The 26,249-nt window shown below is 69.4% G+C and carries 26 protein-coding genes and 1 pseudogene; 20 read left to right on the top strand and 7 right to left on the bottom strand.

What is annotated here, in order from left to right; translation table 11 throughout:
- Nucleotides 1–201: 201 nt before the first annotated feature.
- The gene (locus AB0N81_RS02755; RefSeq protein WP_365355022.1) at nt 202–1,554 is read left to right on the top strand and encodes a SpoIIE family protein phosphatase; all 1,353 of its coding nucleotides are present in this window, start codon (nt 202–204) and stop codon (nt 1,552–1,554) included.
- Nucleotides 1,555–1,595: 41 nt separating this feature from the next.
- Here the strand turns inward: AB0N81_RS02755 and AB0N81_RS02750 are convergent, their stop codons facing one another.
- The 3 genes from AB0N81_RS02750 to AB0N81_RS02740 all read right to left on the bottom strand — a co-directional run bounded on the left by AB0N81_RS02750 (nt 1,596) and on the right by AB0N81_RS02740 (nt 3,157).
- The gene (locus tag AB0N81_RS02750; RefSeq protein ID WP_365355020.1) at nt 1,596–1,934 is read right to left on the bottom strand and encodes a DUF2516 family protein; all 339 of its coding nucleotides are present in this window, start codon (nt 1,932–1,934) and stop codon (nt 1,596–1,598) included.
- Between the two features lie 125 nt (nt 1,935–2,059).
- Entirely contained in the window at nt 2,060–2,671 is a 612-nt protein-coding gene (locus tag AB0N81_RS02745; protein WP_365355018.1) for a hypothetical protein, read from the bottom strand.
- Nucleotides 2,672–2,731: 60 nt separating this feature from the next.
- Nucleotides 2,732–3,157 carry a helix-turn-helix domain-containing protein gene (locus AB0N81_RS02740; protein WP_365355016.1) on the bottom strand — a complete coding sequence of 142 codons (426 nt, stop codon included), beginning with the start codon at nt 3,155–3,157 and terminating at the stop codon, nt 2,732–2,734.
- 267 nt (nt 3,158–3,424) lie between these two features.
- Here AB0N81_RS02740 and AB0N81_RS02735 point away from each other — a divergent pair, with 267 nt between their 5' ends.
- The 5 genes and pseudogenes from AB0N81_RS02735 to AB0N81_RS02715 all read left to right on the top strand — a co-directional run bounded on the left by AB0N81_RS02735 (nt 3,425) and on the right by AB0N81_RS02715 (nt 8,264).
- Nucleotides 3,425–4,201 carry a TnsA-like heteromeric transposase endonuclease subunit gene (locus AB0N81_RS02735; protein ID WP_365355014.1) on the top strand — a complete coding sequence of 259 codons (777 nt, stop codon included), beginning with the start codon at nt 3,425–3,427 and terminating at the stop codon, nt 4,199–4,201.
- Nucleotides 4,167–6,281 (top strand): Mu transposase C-terminal domain-containing protein, encoded by a 2,115-nt coding sequence (locus AB0N81_RS02730; protein ID WP_365355012.1) that lies wholly within the window; start codon nt 4,167–4,169, stop codon nt 6,279–6,281. Before AB0N81_RS02735 ends, AB0N81_RS02730 begins: the two co-directional genes overlap by 35 nt.
- A complete protein-coding gene (locus AB0N81_RS02725; RefSeq protein ID WP_365355010.1) occupies nt 6,272–6,736 on the top strand; it encodes a hypothetical protein in 465 nt (154 codons plus the stop codon). Before AB0N81_RS02730 ends, AB0N81_RS02725 begins: the two co-directional genes overlap by 10 nt.
- Nucleotides 6,691–7,317: pseudogene (locus AB0N81_RS02720) on the top strand (TniB family NTP-binding protein); the annotation flags it as partial. The gene AB0N81_RS02725 and the pseudogene AB0N81_RS02720, both read left to right, overlap by 46 nt.
- On the top strand, nt 7,314–8,264 hold the full coding sequence (locus AB0N81_RS02715; RefSeq protein WP_365355008.1) for a hypothetical protein: 951 nt from the start codon (nt 7,314–7,316) through the stop codon (nt 8,262–8,264). The pseudogene AB0N81_RS02720 and the gene AB0N81_RS02715, both read left to right, overlap by 4 nt.
- A gap of 7 nt (nt 8,265–8,271) precedes the next feature.
- Here the strand turns inward: AB0N81_RS02715 and AB0N81_RS02710 are convergent, their stop codons facing one another.
- Nucleotides 8,272–8,895, bottom strand: a complete 624-nt coding sequence (locus tag AB0N81_RS02710) for a TetR/AcrR family transcriptional regulator (protein ID WP_365355006.1) — start codon at nt 8,893–8,895, stop codon at nt 8,272–8,274.
- A gap of 69 nt (nt 8,896–8,964) precedes the next feature.
- Between AB0N81_RS02710 and AB0N81_RS02705 the strand changes: the two genes are divergently transcribed.
- The 9 genes from AB0N81_RS02705 to AB0N81_RS02665 all read left to right on the top strand — a co-directional run bounded on the left by AB0N81_RS02705 (nt 8,965) and on the right by AB0N81_RS02665 (nt 16,523).
- Nucleotides 8,965–9,387 carry a hypothetical protein gene (locus AB0N81_RS02705; RefSeq protein WP_365355004.1) on the top strand — a complete coding sequence of 141 codons (423 nt, stop codon included), beginning with the start codon at nt 8,965–8,967 and terminating at the stop codon, nt 9,385–9,387.
- A gap of 256 nt (nt 9,388–9,643) precedes the next feature.
- Nucleotides 9,644–10,468: a TnsA-like heteromeric transposase endonuclease subunit gene (locus AB0N81_RS02700; RefSeq protein ID WP_365355002.1), complete on the top strand. Its 825-nt coding sequence runs from the start codon at nt 9,644–9,646 to the stop codon at nt 10,466–10,468.
- Entirely contained in the window at nt 10,456–11,751 is a 1,296-nt protein-coding gene (locus AB0N81_RS02695) for a hypothetical protein (RefSeq protein ID WP_365355000.1), read from the top strand. Before AB0N81_RS02700 ends, AB0N81_RS02695 begins: the two co-directional genes overlap by 13 nt.
- Nucleotides 11,748–12,476 (top strand): Mu transposase C-terminal domain-containing protein, encoded by a 729-nt coding sequence (locus AB0N81_RS02690; protein ID WP_365354998.1) that lies wholly within the window; start codon nt 11,748–11,750, stop codon nt 12,474–12,476. Before AB0N81_RS02695 ends, AB0N81_RS02690 begins: the two co-directional genes overlap by 4 nt.
- Nucleotides 12,467–13,504: a TniB family NTP-binding protein gene (locus AB0N81_RS02685; protein ID WP_365354996.1), complete on the top strand. Its 1,038-nt coding sequence runs from the start codon at nt 12,467–12,469 to the stop codon at nt 13,502–13,504. Before AB0N81_RS02690 ends, AB0N81_RS02685 begins: the two co-directional genes overlap by 10 nt.
- Nucleotides 13,501–14,400: a TniQ family protein gene (locus AB0N81_RS02680; protein WP_365354994.1), complete on the top strand. Its 900-nt coding sequence runs from the start codon at nt 13,501–13,503 to the stop codon at nt 14,398–14,400. Before AB0N81_RS02685 ends, AB0N81_RS02680 begins: the two co-directional genes overlap by 4 nt.
- A 201-nt stretch (nt 14,401–14,601) precedes the next feature.
- Nucleotides 14,602–15,519 carry a hypothetical protein gene (locus tag AB0N81_RS02675; RefSeq protein ID WP_365354992.1) on the top strand — a complete coding sequence of 306 codons (918 nt, stop codon included), beginning with the start codon at nt 14,602–14,604 and terminating at the stop codon, nt 15,517–15,519.
- A 44-nt stretch (nt 15,520–15,563) separates the two neighbouring features.
- Nucleotides 15,564–15,971, top strand: a complete 408-nt coding sequence (locus AB0N81_RS02670; RefSeq protein WP_365354990.1) for a hypothetical protein — start codon at nt 15,564–15,566, stop codon at nt 15,969–15,971.
- 222 nt (nt 15,972–16,193) lie between these two features.
- Nucleotides 16,194–16,523: a hypothetical protein gene (locus tag AB0N81_RS02665; RefSeq protein ID WP_365354988.1), complete on the top strand. Its 330-nt coding sequence runs from the start codon at nt 16,194–16,196 to the stop codon at nt 16,521–16,523.
- Here AB0N81_RS02665 and AB0N81_RS02660 read toward each other — a convergent pair.
- Nucleotides 16,501–17,301, bottom strand: coding sequence for a phosphotransferase (locus AB0N81_RS02660; protein ID WP_365354986.1), 801 nt, complete (start codon nt 17,299–17,301; stop codon nt 16,501–16,503). The genes AB0N81_RS02665 and AB0N81_RS02660 overlap by 23 nt on opposite strands.
- A gap of 175 nt (nt 17,302–17,476) precedes the next feature.
- Between AB0N81_RS02660 and AB0N81_RS02655 the strand changes: the two genes are divergently transcribed.
- Complete coding sequence (locus AB0N81_RS02655) at nt 17,477–18,325, top strand: NAD(P)H-binding protein (RefSeq protein WP_365354984.1); 849 nt, start codon at nt 17,477–17,479, stop codon at nt 18,323–18,325.
- A 20-nt stretch (nt 18,326–18,345) separates the two neighbouring features.
- Here AB0N81_RS02655 and rox read toward each other — a convergent pair whose 3' ends face one another.
- Complete coding sequence (rox, locus tag AB0N81_RS02650; RefSeq protein WP_365355650.1) at nt 18,346–19,776, bottom strand: rifampin monooxygenase; 1,431 nt, start codon at nt 19,774–19,776, stop codon at nt 18,346–18,348.
- A gap of 324 nt (nt 19,777–20,100) precedes the next feature.
- On the opposite strand from rox, the gene AB0N81_RS02645 reads away from it, so the two are divergent.
- From AB0N81_RS02645 to AB0N81_RS02630, 4 genes are all read left to right on the top strand, one after another.
- On the top strand, nt 20,101–22,647 hold the full coding sequence (locus AB0N81_RS02645) for an excinuclease ABC subunit UvrA (RefSeq protein ID WP_365354982.1): 2,547 nt from the start codon (nt 20,101–20,103) through the stop codon (nt 22,645–22,647).
- Nucleotides 22,648–22,844: 197 nt separating this feature from the next.
- Nucleotides 22,845–23,219 carry a helix-turn-helix transcriptional regulator gene (locus AB0N81_RS02640; RefSeq protein ID WP_365355649.1) on the top strand — a complete coding sequence of 125 codons (375 nt, stop codon included), beginning with the start codon at nt 22,845–22,847 and terminating at the stop codon, nt 23,217–23,219.
- A gap of 10 nt (nt 23,220–23,229) precedes the next feature.
- Entirely contained in the window at nt 23,230–23,652 is a 423-nt protein-coding gene (locus AB0N81_RS02635; protein ID WP_365354980.1) for a VOC family protein, read from the top strand.
- 106 nt (nt 23,653–23,758) lie between these two features.
- Nucleotides 23,759–24,943: a MerR family transcriptional regulator gene (locus tag AB0N81_RS02630; protein ID WP_365354978.1), complete on the top strand. Its 1,185-nt coding sequence runs from the start codon at nt 23,759–23,761 to the stop codon at nt 24,941–24,943.
- Here the strand turns inward: AB0N81_RS02630 and AB0N81_RS02625 are convergent.
- The gene (locus AB0N81_RS02625; protein WP_365355647.1) at nt 24,932–26,095 is read right to left on the bottom strand and encodes an alkene reductase; all 1,164 of its coding nucleotides are present in this window, start codon (nt 26,093–26,095) and stop codon (nt 24,932–24,934) included. The genes AB0N81_RS02630 and AB0N81_RS02625 overlap by 12 nt on opposite strands.
- Nucleotides 26,096–26,249 lie beyond the last annotated feature (154 nt).

The raw sequence follows: 26,249 nt of genomic DNA, 5'->3' as shown, positions 1-26,249 counted from the left end.
GGTTGCTCAACCCTCCCGGCGTGATGTTCGTCATCCCTGGCGGGACCCCGCCGTGCCCAAGTGCGTTCCTGGATGCGGCATATGACGGTGGCCGTTTGCCGCGCGCCATTCCGCTGGAGGCACGGCTACCGCTATCGTCCCGTCGGTGCCGCGTCGACCTGCGTGGCGCCATGCCCTCGGGGGGAGGGAAGGAAGCAAACGATGCCCGTACCCATACCGCGGCAGAGAGCGATCCCGGCCGCGGAAGGCGGTCAGGCTCATGCGGCGCCCCCGCACGACACGACGGCGCCCGCCCACGCCCCGACAGCGAACAACAACAGCAATAACAGCAACAGCGGCGGCAACGGCCACAGCGCCGGCACCGGCACCGGCACCGGGCTGAGCCTGTTGGTGATCGAGGACGACCCGGCGGGCTCGCTGAGCGTTCCCGAGCTCCTCGACTCCGCGGGCAAGCCCATCCGTATCCGTACCGCCCGCAACCTCACCGAGGCCGAGCGGCTGCTCACGGACGACGTGCACTGCATCCTGCTCGACCTCGCCCTGCCCGCGCCCGGCGCAGCCGAGGCGGACGAGGACGAGCTCGTCGCCCTCAAGCACGTGCTGCGCCTCGCGCCCCGGCACGCCGTCCTCGCGCTCACCGCGAACGACGACTCCGAGCGCGGCGCCGAGGCCGTCCGCGTCGGCGCCCAGGACTACCTCTTCCGCGAGGAGCTGGACGGACGACTGCTGAGCCGCGCCATCCGGTACGCGGTGGAGCGCAAGCGCGCCGACGCCGCTCAGCGCCAGCTGACCGAGTCCCGCCTGCGCGCACAGGAGAACGCCCGCCTGGAGCGTGGCCTGCTGCCCACGCCGCTCCTGGAGGGCTCACCGCTGCGCTTCGCCGCCCGCTACCGGCCCGGCCGCTCCCGCGCGCTACTCGGCGGCGACTTCTACGACACCGTGCGCACCCCCGACGGCTCCGTGCACGTCATGATCGGCGACGTCTGCGGCCACGGCCCCGACGAGGCGGCGCTCGGCGTGGAGCTGCGGATCGCCTGGCGCGCGCTGACCTTCGCGGGGCTCTGCGGTGACGAGCTGCTCTCCACGCTCCAGAAGGTCCTCGAGCACGAGCGCTCGGACGACGAGATCTTCGCGACGCTCTGCACGGTCGACATCGCCCCGGACGGCCGCAGGGCCGGTCTCTGCCTCGCCGGGCATCCGTCGCCGCTGATCGCGCGCGAGGGGCGCCCCGCGGAACTCCTCCCGTACGAGGACGGCGGCCCGGCGCTCGGACTGCTGCCGCGCGCCCGCTGGCCGCGCCGTCAGGTGGAGCTCGGCGGCAAATGGAGTCTGATGCTCTACACGGACGGCCTGATCGAGGGCCGGATCGGCGAGGGCAACCAGCGTCTGGGGCAGGACGGCATGGTGGAGATGATCCGCCGCCAGATCGCCGCGGGACTCCAGGGCGACGGGCTGCTGGAGGCCGCCGTGAACGAGGTGCGCGATCTCAACGGCGGGGACCTGACGGACGACGTGGCGGTGCTGCTCCTGGACCGGGCGCCCGGTCCGCGGTGACGGCGCCGTAGGAGCTGTCGGCCCCCACGCCGTCAGGAGAGCTACCGGCCGCCGTTGTACGGGCCGTACGGGCCGTCGCTGCTTGAGCCGCCGCGACGGCCGCCGCGGCCACCGCCGGTGATCTGCTGGATCGCCGGGCGCACGTCGACCATGTACACGATCGTGGCGACGAGGCCGATGATCGGCAGGAACGACAGGATCGGGAAGAGCAGGTTCACCACGAAGGCGAGGCCGAGGATGATCAGCCAGAACGGCTTGGTCTTCTTGTCCGCCGCACGGTAGGCGTCCTCGCGCCGGATGGCGGCGTCGATGAGCGCGAATCCGCTGAAGACGATCAGGGCCAGCGACAGCAGCCACATGAAGTTCGCGAACCCTTGCATCAGCACAACGTCCACCACCAGTCTCGGCTCATCGATTACGCGGCCACCGTACCCGCTACCCCGTCAACGGGGCGGGCACGCGGTGAGTGCCCGCCCCTTACACACGCCGAAGGCGTGTCGAAGCCCTACTTGGCAGGCGGCGTGGTCTTCTTCGCCGTCGTCTTGCGGGCCGGGGCCTTCTTCGCGACCGGCTTCTTCGCCGGGGCGGGGGCCGCGCTCCTGGGCTCGGCGACCACAGCCGCACCGGGCGCGGAGGCCTCCGTCGCCGTGGACTCCGTGCCGTCGTCGGGCTCGACCGTCTCGGCCAGGTCGAGGATCTCCTCGGCGGCCTCACCGCGCCACGACTTCACGGCCTGCTCGCCGTGCTCGGCGACCTCGTCGTACTTCTCGCGCGCCTTGACCGCGAGCTCGGCGGCCACGCCGACACCGCGCAGCGCGAAGTCCTGAGCGGTCTCGCCGAGCTTCTTCAGGTCGGTGTCGAGCGTGCCGAGCACCTCGGTGACCTTGGCCTGGAGGGTCTCCTGCGCCTCCTTGGCGCGGGCGGCGGCCTTGTCCTGGACGGTCTTGGGGTCGGTGTTGCGCACCGCGTCGATACGCGTCGGTGCTTCGGCGATCAGCTGCTCGACGAGACCCGGGACCTTCTTCGCCTGCTGGAAGGCGAGGTCCGCGGACCCGGCGACGAAGTACGCGGGGGTGGGGTTGCTGAGGGTCTTGCGCAGGTCATCGGTGATGGCCATGACGATTGGTCCTCCCGGATTCGCGTCGGCTTGTCAGCCTGGTCAGCTGTGCTTGGCTTGTCAGCTCGAGGGTGGGTGCTCTGGGTGCTCTGGGTGCTCTGGGCCGGCATCACTGTCGTCGTCCGCGTACGACGCCGCGTCGAAGCCGTTCTCCTTGCGGAACGACTCGTAGATCTGCAACAGCACCTGTTTCTGGCGCTCGTTGAGGGACGGGTCGGCGAGGATGACGGCGCGCGTCTCCAGCTCGTCCCGCTCCTTCTCGTCGAGGATCCCGGCCCGCACGTACAGCGTCTCGGCGGAGATCCGCAGGGCCTTGGCGACCTGCTGCAGAACCTCGGCGCTCGGCTTGCGCAGGCCGCGCTCGATCTGGCTCAGATACGGATTGGACACTCCGGCGGCGTCGGCGAGCTGCCGCAACGACAGCTGCGCGGAGCGCCGCTGCTCGCGCAGATACTCGCCGAGATTGCCGACGTTGAGTGATGCCATGCCTCGATGGTGCAGCACCCTTGCTAACTATTGCAAGCGCCCGCTTGCAAAAGTGCGCCACGCCACGTCGTTTCTCTCGCCCGCCACTTGTCCTGTTTGTCGTGTCTCTGTGTAGCTGAGGCAGTCTCGGTCGTCGTGAGGCATCTGGTTGCACGTCTCGCTCAATCTCGGGCATCTGGTGCGGTGTCTCGGTCAACCTGAGGCAGCGGCCCCTTCCGCTCTCTACGGTCGTTGGAGCTGTTCAGCGCACCGAGTTGAGGGTGGCTGGTGGAGGCGGAGGACTTCTGGCTTGAGTACGTCGACGCCGGGGGTGAACTGCGTGGCGGGCCGCTTGAGGTGATGTGGCCGGTCCGATTCGAGTCGGCTGGGCAGGTGCGGGTTTTCCCGTCGTACCGGGGGCAGCGCAACTTCCCGGGTTGGTATTGGGCTGCGACCAGCACGGAATTGGTGGGTTACGAGTCGTGGGTGGAGCTGAGCCACCTGATGCGGCTGGATGCTGAGCCGGAGGTGTGCGGGCTGATCTCGCAGCCGTTTCGGTTGTCGTGGCGGTGTGACGGCCGGAGTCGGCGGATCAGTCACACGCCGGATTACTTCGTGCGCCGCCGGGACGGCAGGGTCGTGGTGCTGGATGTGCGTCCGGATGAGCTGGTCGAGCCGGAGGACGCGGCGAAGTTCGCGGCCACGGCGGTGGCCTGCGCTCGGGTCGGCTGGGATTACGAGCGGGTCGGGGTACTCGGCCCGGTGCTGGCGGCGAATCTGCGCTGGCTGTCGGGTTACCGGCATCCGAGGGTGCGGCGTGGGCCGGTGGCGGATCGTCTGCGAGGAGTGTTTGTCCAGCATCAGGGCCTGCTCGCGGGGGCCCGGACGGTCGGAGACCCGATCGCAGTACTGCCGGTGCTCTTCCATCTGCTGTGGTGCCGGGAGCTGGCCGTGGATCTGGTCGGTGAGCGGTTGTCGGCGGCGACGGTGGTGGGACTGGCGCCTGCGGCTACGGGGGAGGTGGGGAGCGATGCCGACGCGTCCGCGGCTTCTGTCGCTGGGTGACCGGGTCCGCTACGAAGGGTGCGAGCACAGCGTCGTCGCGTTGCATGGAACGGCGGTGCGACTGGTCGACGATGCCCAGGCCGCGAGCGTGGTGCTGCTGGGTCACTTGCTGGCCTCTGAGGGATTTGCCGTGCTCGGCACGGGCCCGTCCCGCCCGCCGCTGCCGGAGGAGGGGGTACTGGAAGGACTGCCCGAGGAGGAAGCGGAACGGGTCCGGTGGTGGCAGCGGCACTTGACCGAGCTGATGACTGGCCGCCCGGATGCTGATCCCGGCAAGCCGGTGAAGGCCGAGTACGACCCGGAAGTGCGCTCGGTGCGCCAGCGGGAGCTGGCCAAACTCGCCGAGCTGCGGGAGGCCGGTGAGGAGGTGGCCCTGAGCACCTTGCAGAGGCTGCGCACCCGTTTCGAGTGCGAGGGGGTCGCGGGGCTGGTGGACCGGCGCCTGGTCAGGCCCGTCACGGGGACGGGCAGGGCCGATCCGCGGGTGGTGGCGGCGATCGAAAAGGTCGTGAACGGCCGAACTGATGAGGCGACGGTGTCCGCGCAGGTGCTGCGGCGCCAGGTCGAACGCCTGCTGGCGGACGAGCACGGCGCCGGGACGGTGGCGATGCCGTCGCGGGCCGCGTTCTACCGGCTGCTTCAGGCTGTCTCGACGGGACGGCATCTGCTGGGCTCGGCCCGCACCCGCCGCTCGCTGGGCAAACAGCCGAAGCGGATGTTCGGACAGCTCACGGCAGCACGGCCGGGCGAGGTGATGGAGATCGACTCCACGCCGCTGGACGTGATGGTCGTCCACGACGACGGGACGGTGGACCGCTGCGAACTGACCGGGCTGGTGGACCTGGCGACCAGGACGCTGGCGGCAGTGGTGCTGCGGCCGTCGACGAAGGCGGTCGACGCCGCACTGCTGCTGGCACGGGCGATGACACCGGAACCGGTCCGGCCCGGCTGGCCGGACGCACTGCGCATGTTCCGGTCGGTGTTGCCCTACACCTCGCTGCTGCCGCTGGACGAGCGGCTGGCCCAGGCCGCCGCGAAGCCGGTGATCGTCCCAGAGACAGTGGTCAGCGACCGTGGGAAGGCATACTTCTCGGACAACTTCCGCAACGCCTGCCGTCACTTGGGGATCTCGTTCCAGCCCGCTCACCCCGACACTCCGACCGACAAGCCGCACATCGAGCGGACGCTGGGCTCGGTTTCGACGATGTTCGCCCAGTACGTTGCCGGTTACACCGGCCGCAGCGCCGAGATGCGGGGCAAGGACCCTGCCGCGCAAGCGGCCTGGTCCATCCACGAACTCCAGGAACTCTTGCAGGAGTGGGCCGTCGCCGTCTGGCAGACGAGGCCGCACGACGGTCTGCGGGACCCGCTGATGCCGGACCGTCCGCTGAGTCCGAACGAGAAGTACGCCGCGCTGGTCGCGGCGGCCGGATACGTGCCGGTCGCCCTGGTCCAGGAGGAGTACATCCAGCTCATGCCCCGCGAGCGACGGGTCATAGGCCCCGGCGGGGTGCGGATCAACAACCGCACCTACGACGCCCGCGCGCTTGGGCCCTACCGGCGCCAGCCCTCCGGCGCCGGTCCGGACGGCAGGCTCTGGGAGGTCCACTACGACCCCTACGACATCTCCCGCGTCTGGGTACGCAACCACCGCGAAGGCGGCTGGATCACCGCGACCTGGCGCCACCTGCGCACCTCGCCCGTCCCCATGGGTGAGCTGATCTTCGACCGGGCCCACCAGGTACTGGCCGAACGTGAACAGCGCAGGCCGGACGAGGAAGCCGTCGCCCGCGCCGCGGTCGAGCTGCTGGACCGGGCAACCGACGGCCCCGACGACCATCCCGTCCGGCGGCAGAAGGGGAAAACCCGAGCAGACGAGCGGCGCGACCGCAAAGCGGCAGCCCGCACCCGGGCAACCAGCACCGCTGCCTGGCCCCGGCCCGAACCGCCCGGACGCGAGGAGCCGCTGCCGGACGAAACGGTCCGCGATTCCGAAGAATCCGAGGAGACCGAGGAGTTGGCCAAGGTGGTGCCGCTGGGCATCTTCGACGCACGCGAGGAGGCGAAGCGATGGTGGTGAACCCTTCCGACGACGGCATGACACCCACAGACGAGGAGCGCATCGAGCCGCCGACGACACTGGCCGGGTGGCGGCACTTCATCGACAGGGACGCGGCCACCTTCCAACTCGCCTCCGTCCGAAGCTGGGAGGTGATGGACGACCGGGTCCGCAACTCCTACAACGAGCGGCGCATCGACTACCACTCCGAACTGCAAGTCGTGCGGACGTCCACGGTCAACGAAGTCGCCCACCAGAGAAGACTGCTTACGCTGCTCAACCGCCGGAAGCACGGCGCCCGGAGGGGCCTGATCATCTCGGGTGAACGCACCACAGGGAAGACCACCGCTCTGCGGCAGCTCGGCAGACTGCACGAGTTGCGAACCCGGCAGCGCTACCCGGACAGCAGGCGGGTCCCGTCGTCTACGTCACCGCCCCGCCCAAGGGATCACCCCGCAAACTCGCCATCGAGTTAGCCCGGTTCCTCGGGCTGCCAGCGATCTCTCCCCGGCACAACACGGTCGACATCACCAGCGCCGTCTGCCAGGTTCTCATCGAGGCCCGCACCGACCTGGTCCTGGTCGACGAGATCCACCTGATGAACCTGGCGACCACCGCCGGTGAAGAACTGTCCGACCACCTCAAGTACTTCACGGAGCACCTGCCCGCGACCTTCGTCTATGCGGGCATCGACGTCGAGCACTCCGGACTGTTCACCGGTATCCGCGGCGACCAGATCGCCGGCCGCTGCACACTCCTGCACACCGGACCCTTCCCGCTCAACTCCCAATGGGAGGCGCTGGTGGTGACGATGGAGGCCACGCTCCGGCTTCACCACCACACGGCCGACATCCTCGCCAGCCTGCACCCCTACCTCCACCAGCGCACCGGAGGCATGATCGGAAGTCTCTCCCACCTGATCCGGGCCGCCGCGATCTCCGCAATTCTCGACGGCAGCGAACGCATCACCCGCCGCCGGCTCGACGGCATCCACGTCGACCACGCCAGTGAAAGGGCCTTCCGGGGCGAAGCCCGACGCGGCAGGGCAGCCGGATGAACGGCCGCCAGAGAGGTCCTGCTCCCGTCACCTCACTGCCCTTCACTCCCGTCCTGCTCCGTCCGCTGCCCCATACGGTCACCCCGTTCGCGAACGAGACGCTCAACTCCTACCGTCGGCGCCTGGCTGCCGCGAACCAGACCGAGTTCCGCACCATGCGCAACCCGTCACGCTGGCTCCAGTGCCCGCTCAACGAACTGGAGCGGCTGGAGCTCATCAGCGGCCAGCCCCGCACCACACTGCTCTGGGCGCTGCCAGAACTGCGGCACCAGGCTCCTGACATCGTCCCGCCACCCGAGACCTTCATCGTCAACCACCGGCCCGCCTGCGACCTCTGCGCCTGGCGCTCCGGCAGCAACGGCCAGCCCATCCACGTCTACATCCGAGGGTTCCATGACAACGTCTGCATCCGCCATCAGCGCTGGCTGAGCTACGGACACCCGAACGACTCCAAACAGATCGACCTGTCACAGGCTCCGGAAATCGTGCAGGCTCAGATTCTGCTGGACCGGCTCGAACGCCGACACGGCGCCTCCATTCTTTTTGAGTGTTACCGCCGGTGCGAAAAGTTCTGGACGGAAGTAGACAATCGGGCACTGGTGCACCGAGACAGAGAAGCCGTGCTCCAGCGCATCTACCGACCCAGCAACGGGGCTCTCCCGGACCGTTTCGCAGTCCATCGAACACCACGGCTCAAACGAGCCGCCAACTATCCTCAAGCCGCCAGGTTCACGAAGCTGATCATTTCCCTGGCACAGCGGCCGGAGGTCGAACGCAGAGTCGGACACCTCTCCGGCACCACCCAGATCGAGTTCGAGCAAGCCTTCCACCTGGACGACCGCCCCCGAGGCATCACACTCCCCTGGCTCCGCAACGGCCTTGTCGGCTTGGTGGAAGTCGTCGCAGATCTGACTCACGACGGTGAACACGAAGACGCCTCATCTTGACTGACCATCACGAAGCATCCGCATCGTGATCCATGAGGGACATCCCGGATGCCAGAGCGCGGGCAACGTCGGCGAAGTACTGCTCGTCGGCACCAGGGGCAAGACCGAGGGGGACTCCCTGGCTGAGGCCGACGAACAGTGCCCTGAGCGCCGTGGTCAGACGTTGTGCCTGATGCGACGTCACAACGCTTCCGTTGTGCGACCTTCCGGTGAACAGCGCGATCAGATGGTTCTCCTGCGCCCGGATGGACGTGGCGAGCTGGGACCCCAGCTTTGGGTCATGCAGGGCCATGTCCAGCAAGGTGATCTGAAGCGACAGGCGGGGCAACGCGTCCGGCGCGTCACAACTGCGCCGGTAGTACCGGGCAAAGGCGTCGACCGCCTCAAGCAGATCAAGTCCAGCGGGAACCGCCTGCTCGATCTCCTCGTAGTACGGCCGCAGGTAGTCGGCGACCAGGGCAACCACCAGGCCGTTCTTGCTCCCGAACAGTGAGTAGACGGCACCGGTGGTCAGGTCGGCACGCTCGGCGATCTCCTCAACCTTGGCCCGGTACCCGTCGCGGGAAACGACCTGGAACGCAGCGTCCAGCAAGGCCCGGCGGTTACGTTCCTTGGCCTCCGCTCTCGTCATTCTCATAGTTTGATTATTACCGTAATCTCGTTACGGAACCAATCGGGAAGACCTTCAAGGAGGACGCTCATGGCCCAGGTCGTGGCACCGCGCGTGACCCGCCAGACGGTGGGAGCCATCGCCGATGGCGCCTTCAAGGTGTTGCTCGCCGCTGTCTACATCGCTGGCGCTGCCCCGCTCGGCCGGTTACTCGGCACGCCGGCCTGGCTGATGGTCGTCTCAGGCGTGGCTCTGCTGATCGGCGGCGGCATCGAGATCGGATACACGCGCAGCCGGTCGATGCGCACTTACACGCAGCTCATGATCGCCTATGACAGCGGCTGGGGGTTGGCGGCCCTGGCTGGCCTCCTGATGGCGTGGCAGGGCAGCAGCGCCGGAGGTGAAGTCTGGATGGGATACCAGACAGCCGCCCCCATCATGTTCGCCGCACTGCTGGTCGCCGCCGCCCCTATGCAGATGACCTCGGACACTCAGCGCGACACCTCGGATTGAGCGAGACAGCCAAGCCGCCACCGTCTCACTCAAACTGAGGCACCCCCGGTCAGACACTCACGCTGCCTCACCTTGAGCGAGACCGGACATGTCCTGTCTCTGTGATGTCCGTGCAGTCTCAGTCACCTCCGGGCAAGTGAGCTGACGTCTCAGTCATCTCCGGGCATTTGGTGGGGTGTCTCGGTCTTCTCCGGGTACGTCATCGCTGCTCTCCGTACGGTCGTCGTGTCTGGTCGACGACGTACCGGAGACCTGGGTGGATGCGAGCGTGTTGTCGGCGGAGGACTTCGAGCTGGAGTACGTCAGCGCCGCCGGAGTCCGTGAGCGTGGTGCGCTAGGGCAGTTGTGGCCGGTGACGTTCGAGTCGGTACGGCCCGAGCGCCGATTCCCGGCTTTCCGGGGGCAGGGCAACTGGTGCGGTTGGTACTGGTCGGCGACCTGCGGCGGGCACGTGGGCTACGAGTCGTGGCTGGAGCGAGACCGGCTGGTGCTGCTCGACTTCGATCCGTCGGTGACGGGCATGGCCTCGCAGCCGTTCCGACTGTCGTGGACGGGATCGGAGGGGAAGCGGATCCGGCACACGCCGGACTTCTTCGCACGTCGCGCGGACGGCACTGCCCTGGTTGTTGATGTCCGCCCCGATGACCGGATCGAGCCGCTCGATGCGGTGAAGTTCACCGCGACGGCGATGGCGTGTTCGCTGGTGGGCTGGGATTTCACTCGGGTGGGGGTGCCGGATGCGGTGCTGATGGCGAACGTCCGCTGGCTGGCGGGGTATCGGCATCCGCGAGTGCACCGCGCCGGGGTCGCAGCCCGGCTGATGACGGTTTTCACCGAGGGCGGCGGACTGCTGCACGGGGTTCGCCGCGTGGGCGATCCGATCGCGGTGCTTCCGGTGCTGTTTCACCTGCTCTGGCGGCAGGCCCTGACTACGGACCTGGAGGCCGGATTGTTGGCCGCTGACACGGAGGTCCGGCTCGGCACAGTGCGGGAAGGGGGCCAGGATGCCGTTGCGTCCACGGCTGTCGAACCGGTGACCTGGTCCGCTTCGACGGCCGCTTCCAGACGGTGGCGGCGCTAGAGGGGACTGCGGTCCGGCTGGTCGACGAGGCACAGTCGGCGAGCGTGGTGATGCTCGCCCATCTGCTGGCCGATGAGGACTTCGAGGTGCTCACACCGGGACCGGTGCGCACAGTGGTTCCGGCGGCCGGGGTGCTGGAGGGACTTCCCGCCAAGGCGGTTGAGCGGGCCGAGTGGTGGCAGCGGCACCTGGTGGAGATGCTGACCGGCTGCCCAGCCGAGGACCCGCACGGACCGATGCGAGGCGAGTACGACCCGGCCACCCGCTCCTTACGGCAGCGGGAGTTGGCCAAGGTCACCGAACTGGAAGCGGCGGGGACGACAGTGTCGTTGACCGTGCTGCAAGACATGCGGGCCCGGTTCGAGCGGGAGGGTGTACTCGGTCTGGTCGATCCGCGGCTGCGGTCCGTCCCGGACGGCACGGGCCGCGCCGACAGGCGGGTGGTGGCAGCTCTGCGGAAGGTCGTGGAGGAGCAGACTGCCCGGTCCACGGTTCCTGCACAGGTGCTGCGGCGCCGGATGGAACGCCGCCTGGAGGGCGAGCACGGGGCCGGGGTGGTGCCGTTGCCGTCACGGGCGACGTTCTACCGGCTGCTCAAGGCGGTCTCCTCCGGCCGGCACACGCTGGGCTCGGCCCGCACCCGCCGCTCGCTGGCCAAGCAGCCCGACGGCATGTTCGGCCAGCTGACCGCGTCCCGGCCGGGCGAGGCGATGGAGATCGACTCAACTCCGCTGGATGTGCTGGTCGTTCACGATGACGGCACGGTGGACACCGTGGAGCTGACTGGCATCGTCGACATCGCGACCCGCACGTTGTCCGCTGCGGTGCTGCGGCCCTCGACGAAGGCGGTGGACGCCGCCCTGCTGCTGGCGAGGGCGATGACGCCGGAGCCGATGCGTCCGGGCTGGTCGGACGCGCTGCGAATGTCCCGCTCGGTGCTGCCGCACGCCTCCCTCACAGCGCTGGACGAACGGCTTGCCCAGGCAGCGGCGATCCCGGTGATCACACCGGAGATGATCGTCTGTGACCGGGGCAAGGCTTACATCTCCAACACGTTCCGCTCGGCCTGCCAGTCGCTGGGCATCTCCTTCCAGCCCGCCCACCCCGAAACCCCGACGGACAAGCCGCACATCGAGACGACGCTGGGCTCGGTGGCCACGATGTTCGTCTCGCACCTGGCCGGCATAAGGGCCGCAGCGCCGAACACCGCGGCACCGATCCCGCAGCACAGGCGGTCTGGTCGATCCACCAGCTCCAGGAACTGCTCCAGGAATGGATCGTGATCTGGCAGAACCGTCCGCACGACGGCTTGCGCGACCCGCTGATGCCGGGCAAAGCACTGAGCCCGAACGAGAAGTACGCGGCCCTGGTCGCCGCGGCCGGGCACGTCTTGGTTGCCCTCACTTCGGAGGAGTACATCGAGCTGCTGCCCCGCTGCCGCCGGACGATCAACTCCTACGGCATCCGGCTGGGCCACCGCACCTACGACAGCGTGGAGCTGACTCCGTTCCGCCGCCAGCCGTCCGGCACCGGAACAGACGGGAAGGGGTGGGAGGTCCACTATGACCCTTACGACATCTCGCGCATCTGGGTACGCAATCACCGTGAGGACGGTTGGATCACCGCGATCTGGCGTCATCTGCGCACCGCTCCGATGCCGATGGGTGAACTGGCCTGGGACCACGCTCGTCGCGTTCTTGCCGAGCGGGGTGCCGATCCGGTGACCGAGGGGGAGATCGCGCAGGCTGCGGTCGCGCTCCTGGACCGGGCCGCTGACGGTCCCCAGAGCACAGCGGGCAAGCCCTCTGGTCGCACCCGCAAGGACCGCAAGGTCGCCGCCCGCACTCGCTCGACCAGCGTTCCTTCATGGCCTCGGCCAACTCCTGCCGAGCCTGTTGAGCCACCGCCTTCTGTCGCGGAGGAACCGGATGGAGACGAGGGTGTCCTCGCCGATGTCGTCCCGCTCGGAATCTTCGACGCCCGCAAGGAGGCTGAGAAGTGGTGGTGAACACACCGGAGCCGGACACGGCCGGCACCGCAGGCCTGTTGGAGACACGTCGTGATCCCACCACGCAGCTCACCGGCTGGCGCCAGTTCGTCGAGGCCGACCAGGCGGCCTTCGAGTTGCTGCCCGAAAGCCGGTGGCGTTCGCTGGGCCCTGCCGATCAGGAGCTCTACGACGATGCTCGCGTCCTCTATCACTCCGAGCTTCAGGTCGTACGCACTGCGGCGGTCCGGGAGATCGCCCACCTAGGACGCCTGTTGACCCTGCTCAACCAGCGTGAATCCGGCGCCCGGCGGGGTTTGATCGTCTCCGGCCAGCAGACGACGGGCAAGACCACCGCTCTCAAGCAGCTCGGCCGCCTCCACGAACTGCGCGTCCGGCAGCGCTACCCGGACAGCGACCGGATCCCCGTCGTCTATCTGACCGCCCCACCCAAAGGGTCACCTCGCAAGCTCGCCATCGAGTTCGCCCGCTTCCTCGGCCTGCCCTCCGTCTCAGCCCGGCACAACACGATCGACATCACCAACGTCGTCTGCCAGGTGATGATCGAGGCCTGCACGGATCTTGTTCTCGTTGACGAAATCCACCTGCTGAACCACGGCACGACCGCCGGTGAGGACCTGTCAGACCACCTGAAGTACTTCACTGAGCACCTGCCCGCGACCTTCGTCTATGCAGGTATCGACGTCGAGCAGTCCGGCGTGTTCACCGGGATCCGCGGCCGACAGATGGGCGGACGTTGCGTTCTGGTCCGCACCGGGCCCTTCCCTCGTAGCGCGGAGTGGCGATCACTGATCGCCACTCTGGAAAACACTCTGCGTCTGCACCGCCATCGGCCGAACACCCTGGTGGATCTCTCCGACTACCTGCACCAACGCACCGGCGGCGTGATCGGAAGCCTCTCCCACCTGATCCGTGTTGCGGCCATCTCCGCGATCCTCGACCAGAGCGAGCGCATCACCCTGGGCCAGCTGAAGAAGACCCGGATCGACCACAACAGCGAGAGCTCCTCCCAGCAGAGGGCCGGATGAGCGAGCCGACCGACTACTGGCTGATCCGTCTGCTTCCTCGCCCCGTTACGCCGTTCCCGCAGGAGAGCGAGACGTCCTACCTGCACCGGCTGGCCGAGGCGAACGGGATCCGTCCTCAAAGGGCCCTCGCGCAGAGCTACTGGCTGGAGTCACGGCAGAGCTACATCGACCGGCTCAGCGTGGCCAGCGGGCAGCCCCCGGAAAGCCTGATGAGGGCGATCCCCAATCTCGGCCAGAAGTCGATGACGAACCATCCCCAGCGCCCGGACTTCTTCCCTGGCGTTCCCTGCCGTCTTTGCGTTGCGCGGCGCACCGGAAGCTACGACCGCAACCGCCAGGTCACCGCCTGGCGCTCGCGTTTCCACGACCAGGTCTGTCTCCGCCACCGGCTCTGGATCGGCCAGCCCGCGGGCCACTACCTGATCCAGGCTGATCTCTCCGACCTCCCCGACGTGCTCCACGCCCAGCAACGCCACCACCGCCTTCTCCACGAGCACGGTCCCGCCGTCCTCAGCAAGTGTTACGAGTACGGAGCCGCCCTCTGGACCGAACTCGCCGGCCGGAGCTTCCGCCAGGAGGACACGGCGCGACGCGTTCGGGCCCTTCCCCTGCTCCAGTACGGCAGCAACCGCAACCACCGACGTCTCATAGCCCATTACCCGGAGACCGTCACGACGACCGCTCTCTACGCCTCCCCTTACTGGCGATCACTCGCCCTCGCTGAAGGGCGCGGCTTCCACCAGCTCGTCGACGAATTCAACAACCGCCTGCAGGTCGAGCTGATCCCCAGATTCGACGGGACCATGTGGTTCGACAACCTGCTGAAAGGGACCGCCGACCGGGTCGAAAGGTCTCTCACGGCATACGCCGAAAGGGCAGCCACTCGGAGAACCTGAGACGTCCCTAGGATCGGCCGTCTCCGAGATTTCCGGGCGCCCCAGGCCAGAGGGACCGGGGCACCCGGACCTAGCTGCTGAGAACGCATAGCTACCGCGTCAGGTTTCTCCTGACACTAAGAACCGTCAGGCTTTACTTGACACACCTTATTTGTCGTGAAAACCCTGACGATTCGATAGCGTCAGGCCTACATTGACGTGGTGACCACTTCACCCGACGCCTCGTCCGAGGCCGCCCGCAGTCTGCCGCCCCTGCTTTCCCCTCGCGACGAGTCCCGTCTCCACCTCGCCGCCACCGCCCTGCACGTCGCCCAGACGGGAGCTGACCTCGTCCCAGTCGACCCGCATGCGCCCGCCGGCGCACTCCTGAGCCAGGCCCTCCACCTGGCACGGGTCGCCTCCACTGCCGTCGAGGCGGCCGTCGTTGCCGAGCGCGAGCGCGGCACCACCTGGGAGGAACTTGCCACCGTCGCCGGCACCACCAAACAGTCCGCCCACCAGCGCTGGAACCAGGCCGTCAAGTCCTGGTCCCACCTGGGGCGCAGCGCCGCCATGGGCATGAAGGAGTACTCCGCCAGCGACCGGGCGCACTCCCTGGACACGTCCTTCGCCCACATCGACCCGAAGAGCCGTACCGATGCGGTGTCCGCAGGGCTCGATGCGGTACGTCACCCGCATTCCGCGGGAGCGCAGGAGGCCCGCCGCGCCCGGGCCCGGGAACTCCACGCCCGGTGCCAGGATCTGGAACGCGACATCACCCGCAACAAGGAGCACTACATCAAGGCTCCGGCCGACCGCCTGGAGCACCTCAAGCGCGCCGCCAATTCCACGGCCGCGGCCGACCTGTACGAGCAACTGGCCCTCGTGTACGACGCATTGGTCATCGCGGAGCCGGAACTCGCTGTTGAACACCGCGAGAACGCCGACCAGCGACGCAGCTACGCCGCCGTGAACCGCAAGGACACCGAGTACCGCTTGGAGGATGCCGCGAAGGACCTGCCTGCCTCCGCACCTGTTGGCTGGGGCGACGAGGACGCCCCGTCGGGGTTGGCTCCGTCCGGCTGGGCCGCCGAGGACGACGTTCCCCGTGTGCTGGCCTCCACGGACAAAGAGGCCTAACGAGACGAGGGTTGCGCAGCTAACCCCCGCATCAGGCCTAGTGGGTGACGCCCGTCAGAGCGGCGGGCGTCACCCACTTCTGCGAGGTTCTCGTGTCCCTGCTCTCCCTGCTCTCCCTGCTCACCAATGCACTGTCCGACACGACGGACGCACTCGTCGCAGCCCTGGTCCTGAGTGGACTACGCGGGGGCGGCGCAGCAGCACGCCGCCTGCTGTCCCGGGGCCAGCGAGCCACCGAAGGGGTGGTCAGCCCCCTGCCGGAAGGACCGCCCGTGCTCCGCTGCTACACCCTGCTCTCTACCACGGATCCCGACGGCCGCCCAGCCCAGCGTCTCAGCGCCCACCCGTCGGGCCATTCCGTCATCTTCCTCGTCGACGGCCGCCCGCAGCGCTATCTGCTGACGGAGACCCCGCTGCACGATGGATCCTTCATCGCCGTCCGGGCGCGGTAGCCATCCGCGCTGGTCGCGGGCGTCGCCGTCTCTCCGGTCGGACGCCCGCACCGGAAGTTGCCCGGAGTTCTTCGAGACGCCGGGCACGCTGGGCGTCTCACCCCAAGCCCGGGCACTGCAGGTCGGAGGGACGCCGTACCCGGAGATATCTGCGACCGGACAACTGATGTCCTGTTTCCGCGATGTGTAGGCAGTCCCGCTCTTCTGTAGTCATGAAAGCGGGTGCGGCATACGCCGGACTTCTTCGTCCGCCGCGCCGACGGCACGGGCTTGGTGGTGGACGTGCTGCCGGACGAGCGGATCGGGCCGGATGACGCGGCGAAGTTCACGGTGACGGCGGCGTCCTGCCGGTCGGTGGGCTGGGGCTTCGTGCGGGTGGGGCCTCCGGAGACGGTGCTGATGGTGAACGTGCGGTGGCCGGCCGGCTACCGCCATCCGCGGGTGCTCCGCCCGGAGGTCGCTGCCCGGGCACCCCTGCGAGGCACCAGCCGCACATGGCTCAGCACCACCACCTCGCAGCTCCGGGCGGTCAGTTCAGCAGGGCGGCCGTGAACATCTCGCGGCGCTCCGCCAGCCAGGTCTGCATGCGGTCCCAGCGTTCCCACCCACCACGTTCGGCCAGTGCCTGGAGATATACGGGGTCGCCGTCAGCCACGCGGCGGGCGACGAAGGCCCGGCAGACGTCGGTGGCCTGCTCGATGACGCCGAACAGCTCGGCGCGGTCCTGCGGCGAAAGGCCGTAGCTGTCGGCAAGGACCCGCAGCCGCGCGGGTGCATCCAACCCGGAGGGGTAGAAGGCGGCTGCGGATGCGGGATCGACCAGGGGCACCCAGTAGCGGGCGGTCATGGCGACGTCCCAGAGGGGACGGCCCGGAGCTGCCAGGTCGAAATCGATCAGGGCAGCGGCACGGCCGTCACGGAAGACGACGTTGTCCGGGCACACGTCGTTGTGGCACAGCATCATTCCCCCCTCCGGATCGGCCAGGTCCCCCGGCCACCCGGCACGGGTGTCGACCTCGATGGCCGCGCTGGTTTCATGCAGGCGCCGCAGCAGGCTCCCCACCGATTCCAGGGCGGTCTTCGTCATCGCCCAGTCCGCGAACGGTGGCAGAGCCACGTCTCCGGGTATGAAGGTGAGCTGTTCACGGCCGTCCTCGGTAAGACCGACAGGCGTCGGCGCCGCGTCGAAGCCGTGCTCCTTCAGGGCAAGGAGGTACTCGTGCAGGGCGCGCGCGTTGCGCGGCGCCGGGCGCTCCACCAGCGCACCACGGCGGAAGACCGCCCCTGCGTTCACCATGCCGCCGACCAGCTCCTCGCCCTCAGCCGTCATGACGATCACGCTACCGCCGCATCGATCCCAGGCGTGCCAGGCCCCCGGCCCCCACACTTAACTGAGACAGGGCACCCGCCACTGACCTGTTGTCCTGTCTCCCTCTCCTCCCGAGCCGCTGCCGCGCTCGGCTGGCTACGGTTGTGCGACTGATGACTGGGCGACGGGGGCAACGATGCGTATCGCGGTGACGGGGGCGGCGGGCAGTCTGGGGCGACGGGTGGTGCAGTTGCTCGCGGGCCGGGCCGACGTGGACGTGGTCGCGATGACCCGGCGGAAGCTGCCTGCCGAGGCGATGCCGCCGCAGGTGGAGGTCGCCGTCGCCGATTACGCCGATCCACCCGCTCTGCGTGCGGCGTTGAAGGGCGTGGACACTCTCGTCTTCGTCTCCAGTGACGGGCCCGACGCGAGGGCGCTGCTGCACCACCGCAACGTCGTCGCCGCCGTGGCGGCCGAGCGCGTCGGCCATGTCGCGGCGCTGAGCAGCGTGGACGCCGACACGGCGTCCCCGTTCTGCTACGCCGTGGTCAACGGGCTCACCGAAGAGCTGCTGCTGGCCTCCGGAGTCCCGTGCTCGTTCGCCAGGGCTTCGCTGTACGTGGAGTTCTTCCGGGCCTGGCTCGACGAGGCACGAGCGACGGGGCGGCTGAGGCTCCCCGCAGCGGATGGCCGGATCTCCCTGGTGGCGCGCGAGGACGTGGCCCGCGCCCTCGCCGCACTCGCGATGGGTGAGCCGACCGGCCGTCACCATGACATCACGGGGCCCGAGTCGGTGGACCTGGCGGGCATCGCCGCGATCGCGGCGGATGCGTGGGAGACGCCTGTCGCCTACGTGGACATCCCGGCCGACACGTACTGTGCCGAGACTGCGGCGACCGGCCTGGACCCCTGGTGGCTCTACGCCTTTTCGTCCATGTTCGCCTCGGTGCGCGAGCAGCGCTGGGATCGCGTCGGAAACGACTACGCCCAGCTGACCGGCCGCTCCCCTCTCGCTCTCCGCGACGTCCTGTCAGCACAGGAGTGAGAGAACCGGACGCCTCGTCGTCACCCGCCCTGCCCCTCACCGAACCACTCCGGCAGCCGGCGGAGGAGGTCCTGCTGGTCGTCGCCGGCCCACACCACGTGGCCGTCGGGGCGCAGCAGCACCGCCGGGGCGTCCAGTTCCTCGCTGACGTCGACGACGTGGTCGATCCGGTCCGACCAGCCCTCCACCGAGAGGCGTCCTGTCTGGTCGAGCAGCAGGCCGCGGCCGTCGTGCGTCAGGTCGTAGAGACGGCCCCGCTTCAGCTGTACGTCCCGCAGCCTGCGGCCGAGGAGTTCGTGGCCCTCGCCGAAGTCGTAGCGGACGCCGATCGCGGTGATCTTCTCGATGAGGTACCGGTTCACCTCCTCGAAGTCCATCAGTTCCGCGAGGAGCCTGCGCACCGACTGAGGGCCCGGCTCCGGGGACATCAGCTGCATCTGCGCGCGGGTGTTGTCCAGGACGTCGGCGGCCACCGGGTGCCGCTCGTCGTGGTAGCTGTCCAACAGCCCTTCCGGCGCCCAGCCGTTGACCGCGGCGGCCAGCTTCCAGCCGAGGTTGAACGCGTCCTGGATGCCGAGGTTGAGCCCCTGCCCGCCGGTCGGCGGGTGGATGTGCGCGGCGTCGCCCGCCAGGAACACCCGGCCCACCCGGTAGCGCTCGGCCTGCCGGGTGGCGTCGCCGAAGCGGGAGAGCCAGCGCGGGGAGTGCACGCCGAAGTCGGTGCCCGCGAACGCCCGCAACTGCTGCCGGAAGTCGTCCAGGGTCGGCGGCGTCGCCCGGTCCTCGCAGACGCCGGCCGCGGGCACGATGACGCGGTACGTCCCCTCCCCCAGAGGCATGGCGCCGAACCGCAGCTGGGTCTTGCGGACTTCGGCCACCACCTCCGCCAGCTCCTCCGGCGAGACAGTCACCTCCATCTCGCCGAGCAGCGTCTCGGCCCTGCTCGGCTCACCGGGGAAGCCGACGCCGAGCAGCTTGCGCACCGTGCTGCGGCCGCCGTCGCAGCCGACGACGTAGCGCGAGCGCAGCCGGGTGCCGTCGGCCAGTTCGACGGTCGCCCCGTCGTCGTCCTGGCTCAGCCCCGTCACTTGGCAGCCGCGCCGGACCTCGATGCCGAGCTCGGCGGCGCGCTCGGCGAGCAGGCGCTCGGTGATCTCCTGCGGGACGGCGAGGACGTACGAATGCGCGGTGTCGAGGCGGTCGGGCCAGGTCTTGCCCAGGCCCGCGAAGAAGCCGCCGACCGTGAACTGCCTGCCGAGCGGGAGGAAGCGCTCCAGCAGGCCGCGCTGGGCCATCACTTCGATGCTGCGCACGTGCAGCCCCTGCGCACGGGACTGCTTGGTCGGTTCCGTCTCCTTCTCCAGCACGAGGACGCGCACGCCCTGCAACCGCAGTTCGGCGGCCAGCATCAGACCGGTCGGGCCGCCGCCGGCGACGATCACGTCGACCATGTAATCCCCCATTTGTCGTTCTCCTTGCGGCCTTGTCGTGGCCACGAGTTGCGGCCTTGTCGTGGCCACGAGCGGAGATTCTGCAGGACGACCGGGGCCTTGCCGCAAGGCCCCCTGTGCGCTATAAATTGAGAGTGGCAAGGAGTGCGTATCCCTCTTTGCCCTTCTTTTTTGCTCCGGTTTGCCTTTCTTTTTTGCTCCGGAGCTTTCTGCTCCGGTCCTTTGCTTCAGCTGTCGTCAGGAATCGAGAAGCGTCCGTCCCGCGCCGCGGATAGCGTGAGCTCGCACGACGCCGCGTGCCGGACCTCGATGGAGACGACCACGATGAGCAAGGCAAGACAGACGGAACCGCAGACCCACGCCGCCGACAGTCACGATCTGATCCGCGTGCACGGCGCCCGGGAGAACAACCTCAAGGACGTCAGCATCGAGATCCCGAAGCGCCGTCTCACGGTGTTCACCGGTGTCTCTGGTTCCGGCAAGAGCTCGTTGGTGTTCGACACGATCGCAGCGGAGTCGCAGCGGCTGATCAACGAGACGTACAGCGCCTTCGTCCAGGGCTTCATGCCGACCCTCGCGCGGCCCGAGGTCGACGTGCTCGACGGTCTCACCACCGCCATCACCGTCGGCCAGCAGCGGATGGGCGGCGACCCCCGCTCCACGGTCGGCACGGCCACCGACGCCAACGCGATGCTCCGCATCCTCTTCAGCCGGCTCGGCGAGCCGCACATCGGCCCGCCCAGCGCCTACTCCTTCAACACCGCCTCGGTCCGGGCGAGCGGCGCGATCACCGTGGAGCGCGGCGACAAGACCAAGGCGCAGAAGGCGACGTTCCAGCGCACCGGCGGCATGTGCACGCGCTGCGAGGGCCGCGGCACGGTCTCCGACATCGACCTCACCCAGCTCTACGACGACTCCAAGTCGCTGGCGGAGGGCGCGTTCACCATCCCCGGCTGGAAGTCGGACAGCCAGTGGACGGTGCAGGTGTACGCGCAGTCTGGCTTCGTCGACCCGGACAAGCCGATCCGCGAGTACACCGAGAAGGAGCTGGAGTCCTTCCTGTACGGCGAGCCGGTCAAGGTGAAGGTCAACGGCGTCAACCTCACCTACGAAGGGCTCATCCCCAAGATCCAGAAGTCGTTCCTGTCCAAGGACAAGGAGTCGATGCAGCCGCACATCCGGGCCTTCGTGGAGCGCGCGGTCACCTTCACCGCCTGCCCCGGGTGCGACGGCACGCGCCTCAGCGAGGGCGCCCGCTCGTCGAAGATCCAGCGGAAGAGCATCGCCGACGTCTGCGCGATGGAGATCAGGGACCTGGCCGAGTGGGTCCGCGGCCTCACGGCCTCGTCCGCGGGGTCCTCGAAGGGCGCGTACGAGACCGTGGCGCCGCTGCTCACCGCGCTGCAGCAGACCCTCGACTCGTTCGTGGAGATCGGGCTCGGGTATCTGTCGCTGGACCGCCCCTCGGGCACCCTGTCGGGCGGTGAGGCACAGCGCGTCAAGATGATCCGCCACCTCGGCTCCTCGCTCACCGACGTCACGTACGTCTTCGACGAACCCACCATCGGCCTGCACCCCCACGACATCCAGCGGATGAACGGCCTGCTGCTGCGGCTGCGGGACAAGGGCAACACCGTCCTCGTCGTGGAGCACAAGCCGGAGACCATCTCGATCGCCGACCACGTCGTCGACCTCGGTCCCGGCGCCGGCACGGGCGGCGGCACCGTCTGCTTCGAGGGCACGGTCGACGGCCTGCGGGGCTCCGACACCGTCACAGGACGACACTTCGACGACCGGTCCTCGCTGAAGGACAGCGTGCGCGAGCCCACCGGGGCGCTGGAGATCCGCGGCGCGAGCGCGCACAACCTGCGCGGTGTCGACGTCGACATCCCGCTCGGCGTGCTCACCGTCGTCACCGGCGTCGCCGGGTCCGGCAAGAGCTCGCTCGTGCACGGGTCGATCCCGGCCGACGCGGGCGTGGTGGCGGTCGACCAGACCCCGATCCGCGGCTCGCGGCGCAGCAACCCCGCGACGTACACCGGGCTGCTCGACCCGATCCGCAAGGCGTTCGCGAAGGTCAACGGCGTGAAGCCGGCCCTGTTCAGCGCGAACTCGGAGGGCGCCTGCCCTACGTGCAACGGCGCCGGCGTCATCTACACCGACCTGGCGATGATGGCGAGCGTCGCGACCCCTTGCGAGGACTGCGAGGGCAGGCGGTACCAGGCGTCGGTGCTGGAGTACCGGCTCGGCGGCCGCGACATCAGCGAGGTTCTCGCGATGTCGGTGGCCGAGGCGGAGGAGTTCTTCGGCCCCGGCTCCGGCTCGGGGTCGGGGTCGGGGTCGAGCTCGGGGTCCGGCTCGGGGTCAGGTTCCGGCTCGGGGTCGGGTTCCGGCTCGGGGTCGGGTTCCGGCTCGGGGTCAGGTTCCGGCTCCGGGTCCGGGTCGGGCGAGGCGCACACCCCCGCGGCCCACCGCATCCTGCGGCGCCTCGCCGACGTCGGACTCGGCTACCTCAGCCTCGGCCAGCCGCTCACCACGCTGTCCGGCGGCGAGCGGCAGCGGCTGAAGCTGGCGACGCACATGGGCGACAAGGGCGGTGTCTACGTATTGGACGAGCCGACCACCGGCCTCCACCTCGCCGACGTCGAGCAGCTGCTCGGCCTCCTGGACCGGCTCGTCGACTCGGGCAAGTCGGTCATCGTCGTCGAGCACCACCAGGCGGTCATGGCGCACGCCGACTGGATCATCGACCTCGGTCCCGGCGCGGGGCACGACGGCGGAAAGATCGTCTTCGAGGGCACGCCCGCCGATCTCGTCGCCTCCCGCTCGACCCTCACGGGCGAGCACCTCGCGGGGTACGTGGGCAGCTGACCTGCCCGGCCTGACTGACCGGCCTGACTGACCGGTCTAACTGACCGGTCTAACTGACCGGTCTGACCGGCGGGCTTCACCGGCGCCCCGGCACAGCCACAGACGGCTGCCCGGGGCGCCGGGCTGTCTGTACCGTGGGCCACGTGCCCCGTGTACCCCTCTCCGACCTCGTCCGACTGCGCCAGGCCCGCGACCGGATGGACCGCGACTACGCGCAGCCCCTGGACGTCCCGGCGCTGGCACGGGGTGCCCTCATGTCGGCGGGCCACTTCTCCCGCAGCTTCCGCGCGGCCTACGGCGAGACGCCGTACAGCTACCTCATGACCCGCCGGATCGAGCGGGCCAAGGCGCTGCTGCGGCGCGGCGACCTCAGCGTCACCGAGGTCTGTTTCGAGGTGGGCTGTACGTCGCTGGGCTCGTTCAGTTCGCGCTTCACGGAGCTGGTCGGCGAGAGCCCGAGCGCCTACCGTGCCCGCGACCACGGCGACATCGCCGCCGTCACGCCCTGCATCGCGAAACTCCGCACCAGGCCGGTCAGGAACGGAGAAGCGAAGCCCGACGAGAGTGCCTAGCGTGGTCCGCATGAACATCGAACTCGCACAGTGCTTCATCGCCGTCGACGACCACGACAAGGCTCTCGCCTTCTACCGCGACGTACTCGGTTTCGAGGTGCGCAACGACGTCGGTTTCGAGGGGATGCGGTGGGTGACCGTCGCGTCGCCCTCGCAGCCGGGCGTCGAGATCGTCCTCGAACCGCCGCTCGCGGACCCGAACGCCCCGGAGGCCGACCGGCTGGCGGTCGCCGAGCTGATGGCCAAGGGCATGCTCCGCGGCGTCAACTTCCGCACCGACGACTGCGACGCCGCCTTCGAACGCATCCGTGCCGCGGGCGGCGAGGTCCTCCAGGAGCCGATGGACCAGCCGTACGGGGTGCGCGACTGCGCCTTCCGCGACCCGGCGGGCAACATGCTCCGCTTCAACCAGGCGCGTACGAGCGCCAAGTAGGCGGTTAGGCGTTTGGGCGGTCAGGCGGTTGACCTTCACCTTGGGGGAAGCCACAGCATCGGTGGGGCCGGGCGAACCGCCCGGACGAGGAAGGGGGCGGGCCGCCATGGGCATGGAAACGGGAACGGGAACGGGAACGGGAATGCTGACCATCGGGGCGTTCGCGAAGGCTTCCCGGCTGTCGCCGAAGGCACTGCGTCTCTACGACGAGCTCGGCCTGCTGCCCCCGGCCCGCGTCGACCCCGTGACCGGCTACCGCCTGTACTCCCCGGACCAGCTCGACCGGGCCCGGCTCGTCGCCTGGCTCCGCCGCCTGGGCATGCCGCTCGCCCGCATCCAGCACGTCTGCACGCTGGACGCGGGCGACGGCACCGGCGTCGGCGCGGCTGCCCAGGAGGTACGGGCGTACTGGGCACAGGTCGAGGCCGAGACCGCCGCCCGGCGGGACCTGGCCGCCTTCCTCGTCGATCACTTGTCCTGGAAGGACCCCGCCATGTCTGCCACCCATCCCTTCACCCATCCCCTCACCCACTCCTCCACCACGTCCCCCGCTCCCCGCGGCCTGCGCATCCGCTACGCCGCGCTGTCCGACACCGGCCTCGTCCGCGAGAGCAACCAGGACACCGCGTACGCCGGTGACCGGCTGCTCGCCGTCGCCGACGGGTTCGGCCGCGGCGGGGCGCCCGCGAGTGCCGCGGCCGTCGACACGCTCAAGCGCCTGGAGACCGAGACGATCCCCGCGGGCAGCCTCCTCAACGTCCTGGAGGACGCGATCGAGCAGGCCCGGCGTGCCGTGGACGGTGTCACCGGTTCTCCGCAGGAGGACGGTACGACGCCCACCGACGGTACGACGCTCACCGCGATGCTCTGGACCGGATCGCAGCTCGCCCTCGTCCACATCGGTGACTCCCGCGCCTGCCTCCTGCGCGACGGGGAGTTCTTCCAGATCACCCACGACCACACGCTGGTGCAGTCCCTGCTCGACGAAGGCCGCATCACGCCGGAGGAAGCCTCCTCCCACCCCCAGCGTTCGCTGCTGCTCCGGGCCCTCACGCAGGGCACCGACGCCGCCCCCGAACTGCGCCTGCACGACGCCCGCCCCGGCGACCGCTACCTGCTCTGCTCCGACGGACTCTCCACGGTCGTCCCGGACGCGGAGGTGCGGCGGGTGGTCACCACGGCCGACGACCCCGAGCAGGCCGTACGGGAACTCGTCGAGCTGGCCAACGGCCTGGGCGGCCCCGACAACGTCAGCTGCGTGATCGCCGACGTGGTGGAGCTACAGGACTGAGCCGGCGCCGCTGAGGGGGGCCGGGGCGGCGGAGCCCGCCTCCGCCTCCGCCTCCCGCAGCGTCGGGTAGTCCGTGTAGCCCGCGGCCCCTCCCACGTACATCTGGCCCTTGTCCTGTACGGGGTTCAGCGGCGCCCCGATCCGCATCCGCTCGACCAGGTCGGGGTTGGCGAGGAAGGCGCGGCCCAGCGACACCAGGTCGGCCCCGGCCGCGAGCAGCCGCTCGCCCGCGCGCCTGCCGCCGTCGGCGGGGAGCGGTCCGCCCCAGCCCAGGACCGGATTGGCGATGAGCGTGCCCGGCCAGCTCGCGCGGATGCGGCGGAAGAGGGCGCTGTCCGGGTCGGCGAAGACGACGTGCAGGTAGGCGAGTTCGCCGATGTCCTTGAGCGCGTCGACGAGCGCCGGGTAGATGTCCTCGGTGTCGCCCTCCTCGATGCCGTTCACGGTGATGCCGGGCGCGATGCGCACCCCGACCCGCCCGGCGCCGATCTCCGCGACGACGGCCCGCACGACCTCGGCGACGAAGCGGACGCGGTGTGCGACGGGACCGCCGTAGGCGTCGGTGCGGTGGTTGGTGTTGCGGGCGAGGAACTGCTGGAGGAGGTAGCCGTTGGCCGCGTGCACCTCGACACCGGCGAAGCCCGCGTCGACGGCGCGGCGGGCGGCGGACGCGAAGTCCGCGACGGTCCCGCGGATGTCCTCGGCCGTCATCTCCCGCGGTACGACGGCCGGTTGGTGCCCGCTGGGCGTGTGGATGGTGTCGGGCAGCGGGACGGGCGAGGGCGCGACCGGCGTGAGCCCGCTGTTGTCCGGGTGCCCGACGCAGCCGCCGTGCTGGATCTGCAGGAACATCCGGCCGCCCGCGTCGCGCACCGCGTCGGTGACCCGCCGCCACCCGGCGACGTGCGCGTCGTCGTGGATCGCCGTGATGTTCGCGTACGTCTGGCCGACCGCGTTCGGCGTGGACGCCTCGGCGATGATCAGGCCCGCGGAGGCGCGCTGGGCGTAGTACGTGGCCATCACCGGCAGCGGGACACCGTCGGCGGAGGCACGGTTGCGGGTCATCGGCGCCATGACGAGGCGGTTGGGGAGGGGGAGGCCGCCGAGGCGGGTGGGCTGGAGGAGCGGGGTGCCGATGGCGGTGGCGCCGATGGCGGTGGTGCCGATGGCGGTGGTGCCGGGGCCGTTGCTGGTGCGGCCGGTGCTGGTGCGGCCGGCGCTGGTGCGGCCGGCGCTGGTGCGGCCGGCGCTGGTGCGGCCGGCGCTGGTGCGGCCGGCGCTGGTGAAGGTGGCGCCGGTGAGGGTG

This window comes from Streptomyces sp. NPDC093510 (assembly GCF_040683555.1).
GTDB lineage: Bacteria > Actinomycetota > Actinomycetes > Streptomycetales > Streptomycetaceae > Streptomyces.
This window is presented reverse-complemented; position numbering and strand designations above follow the sequence as displayed.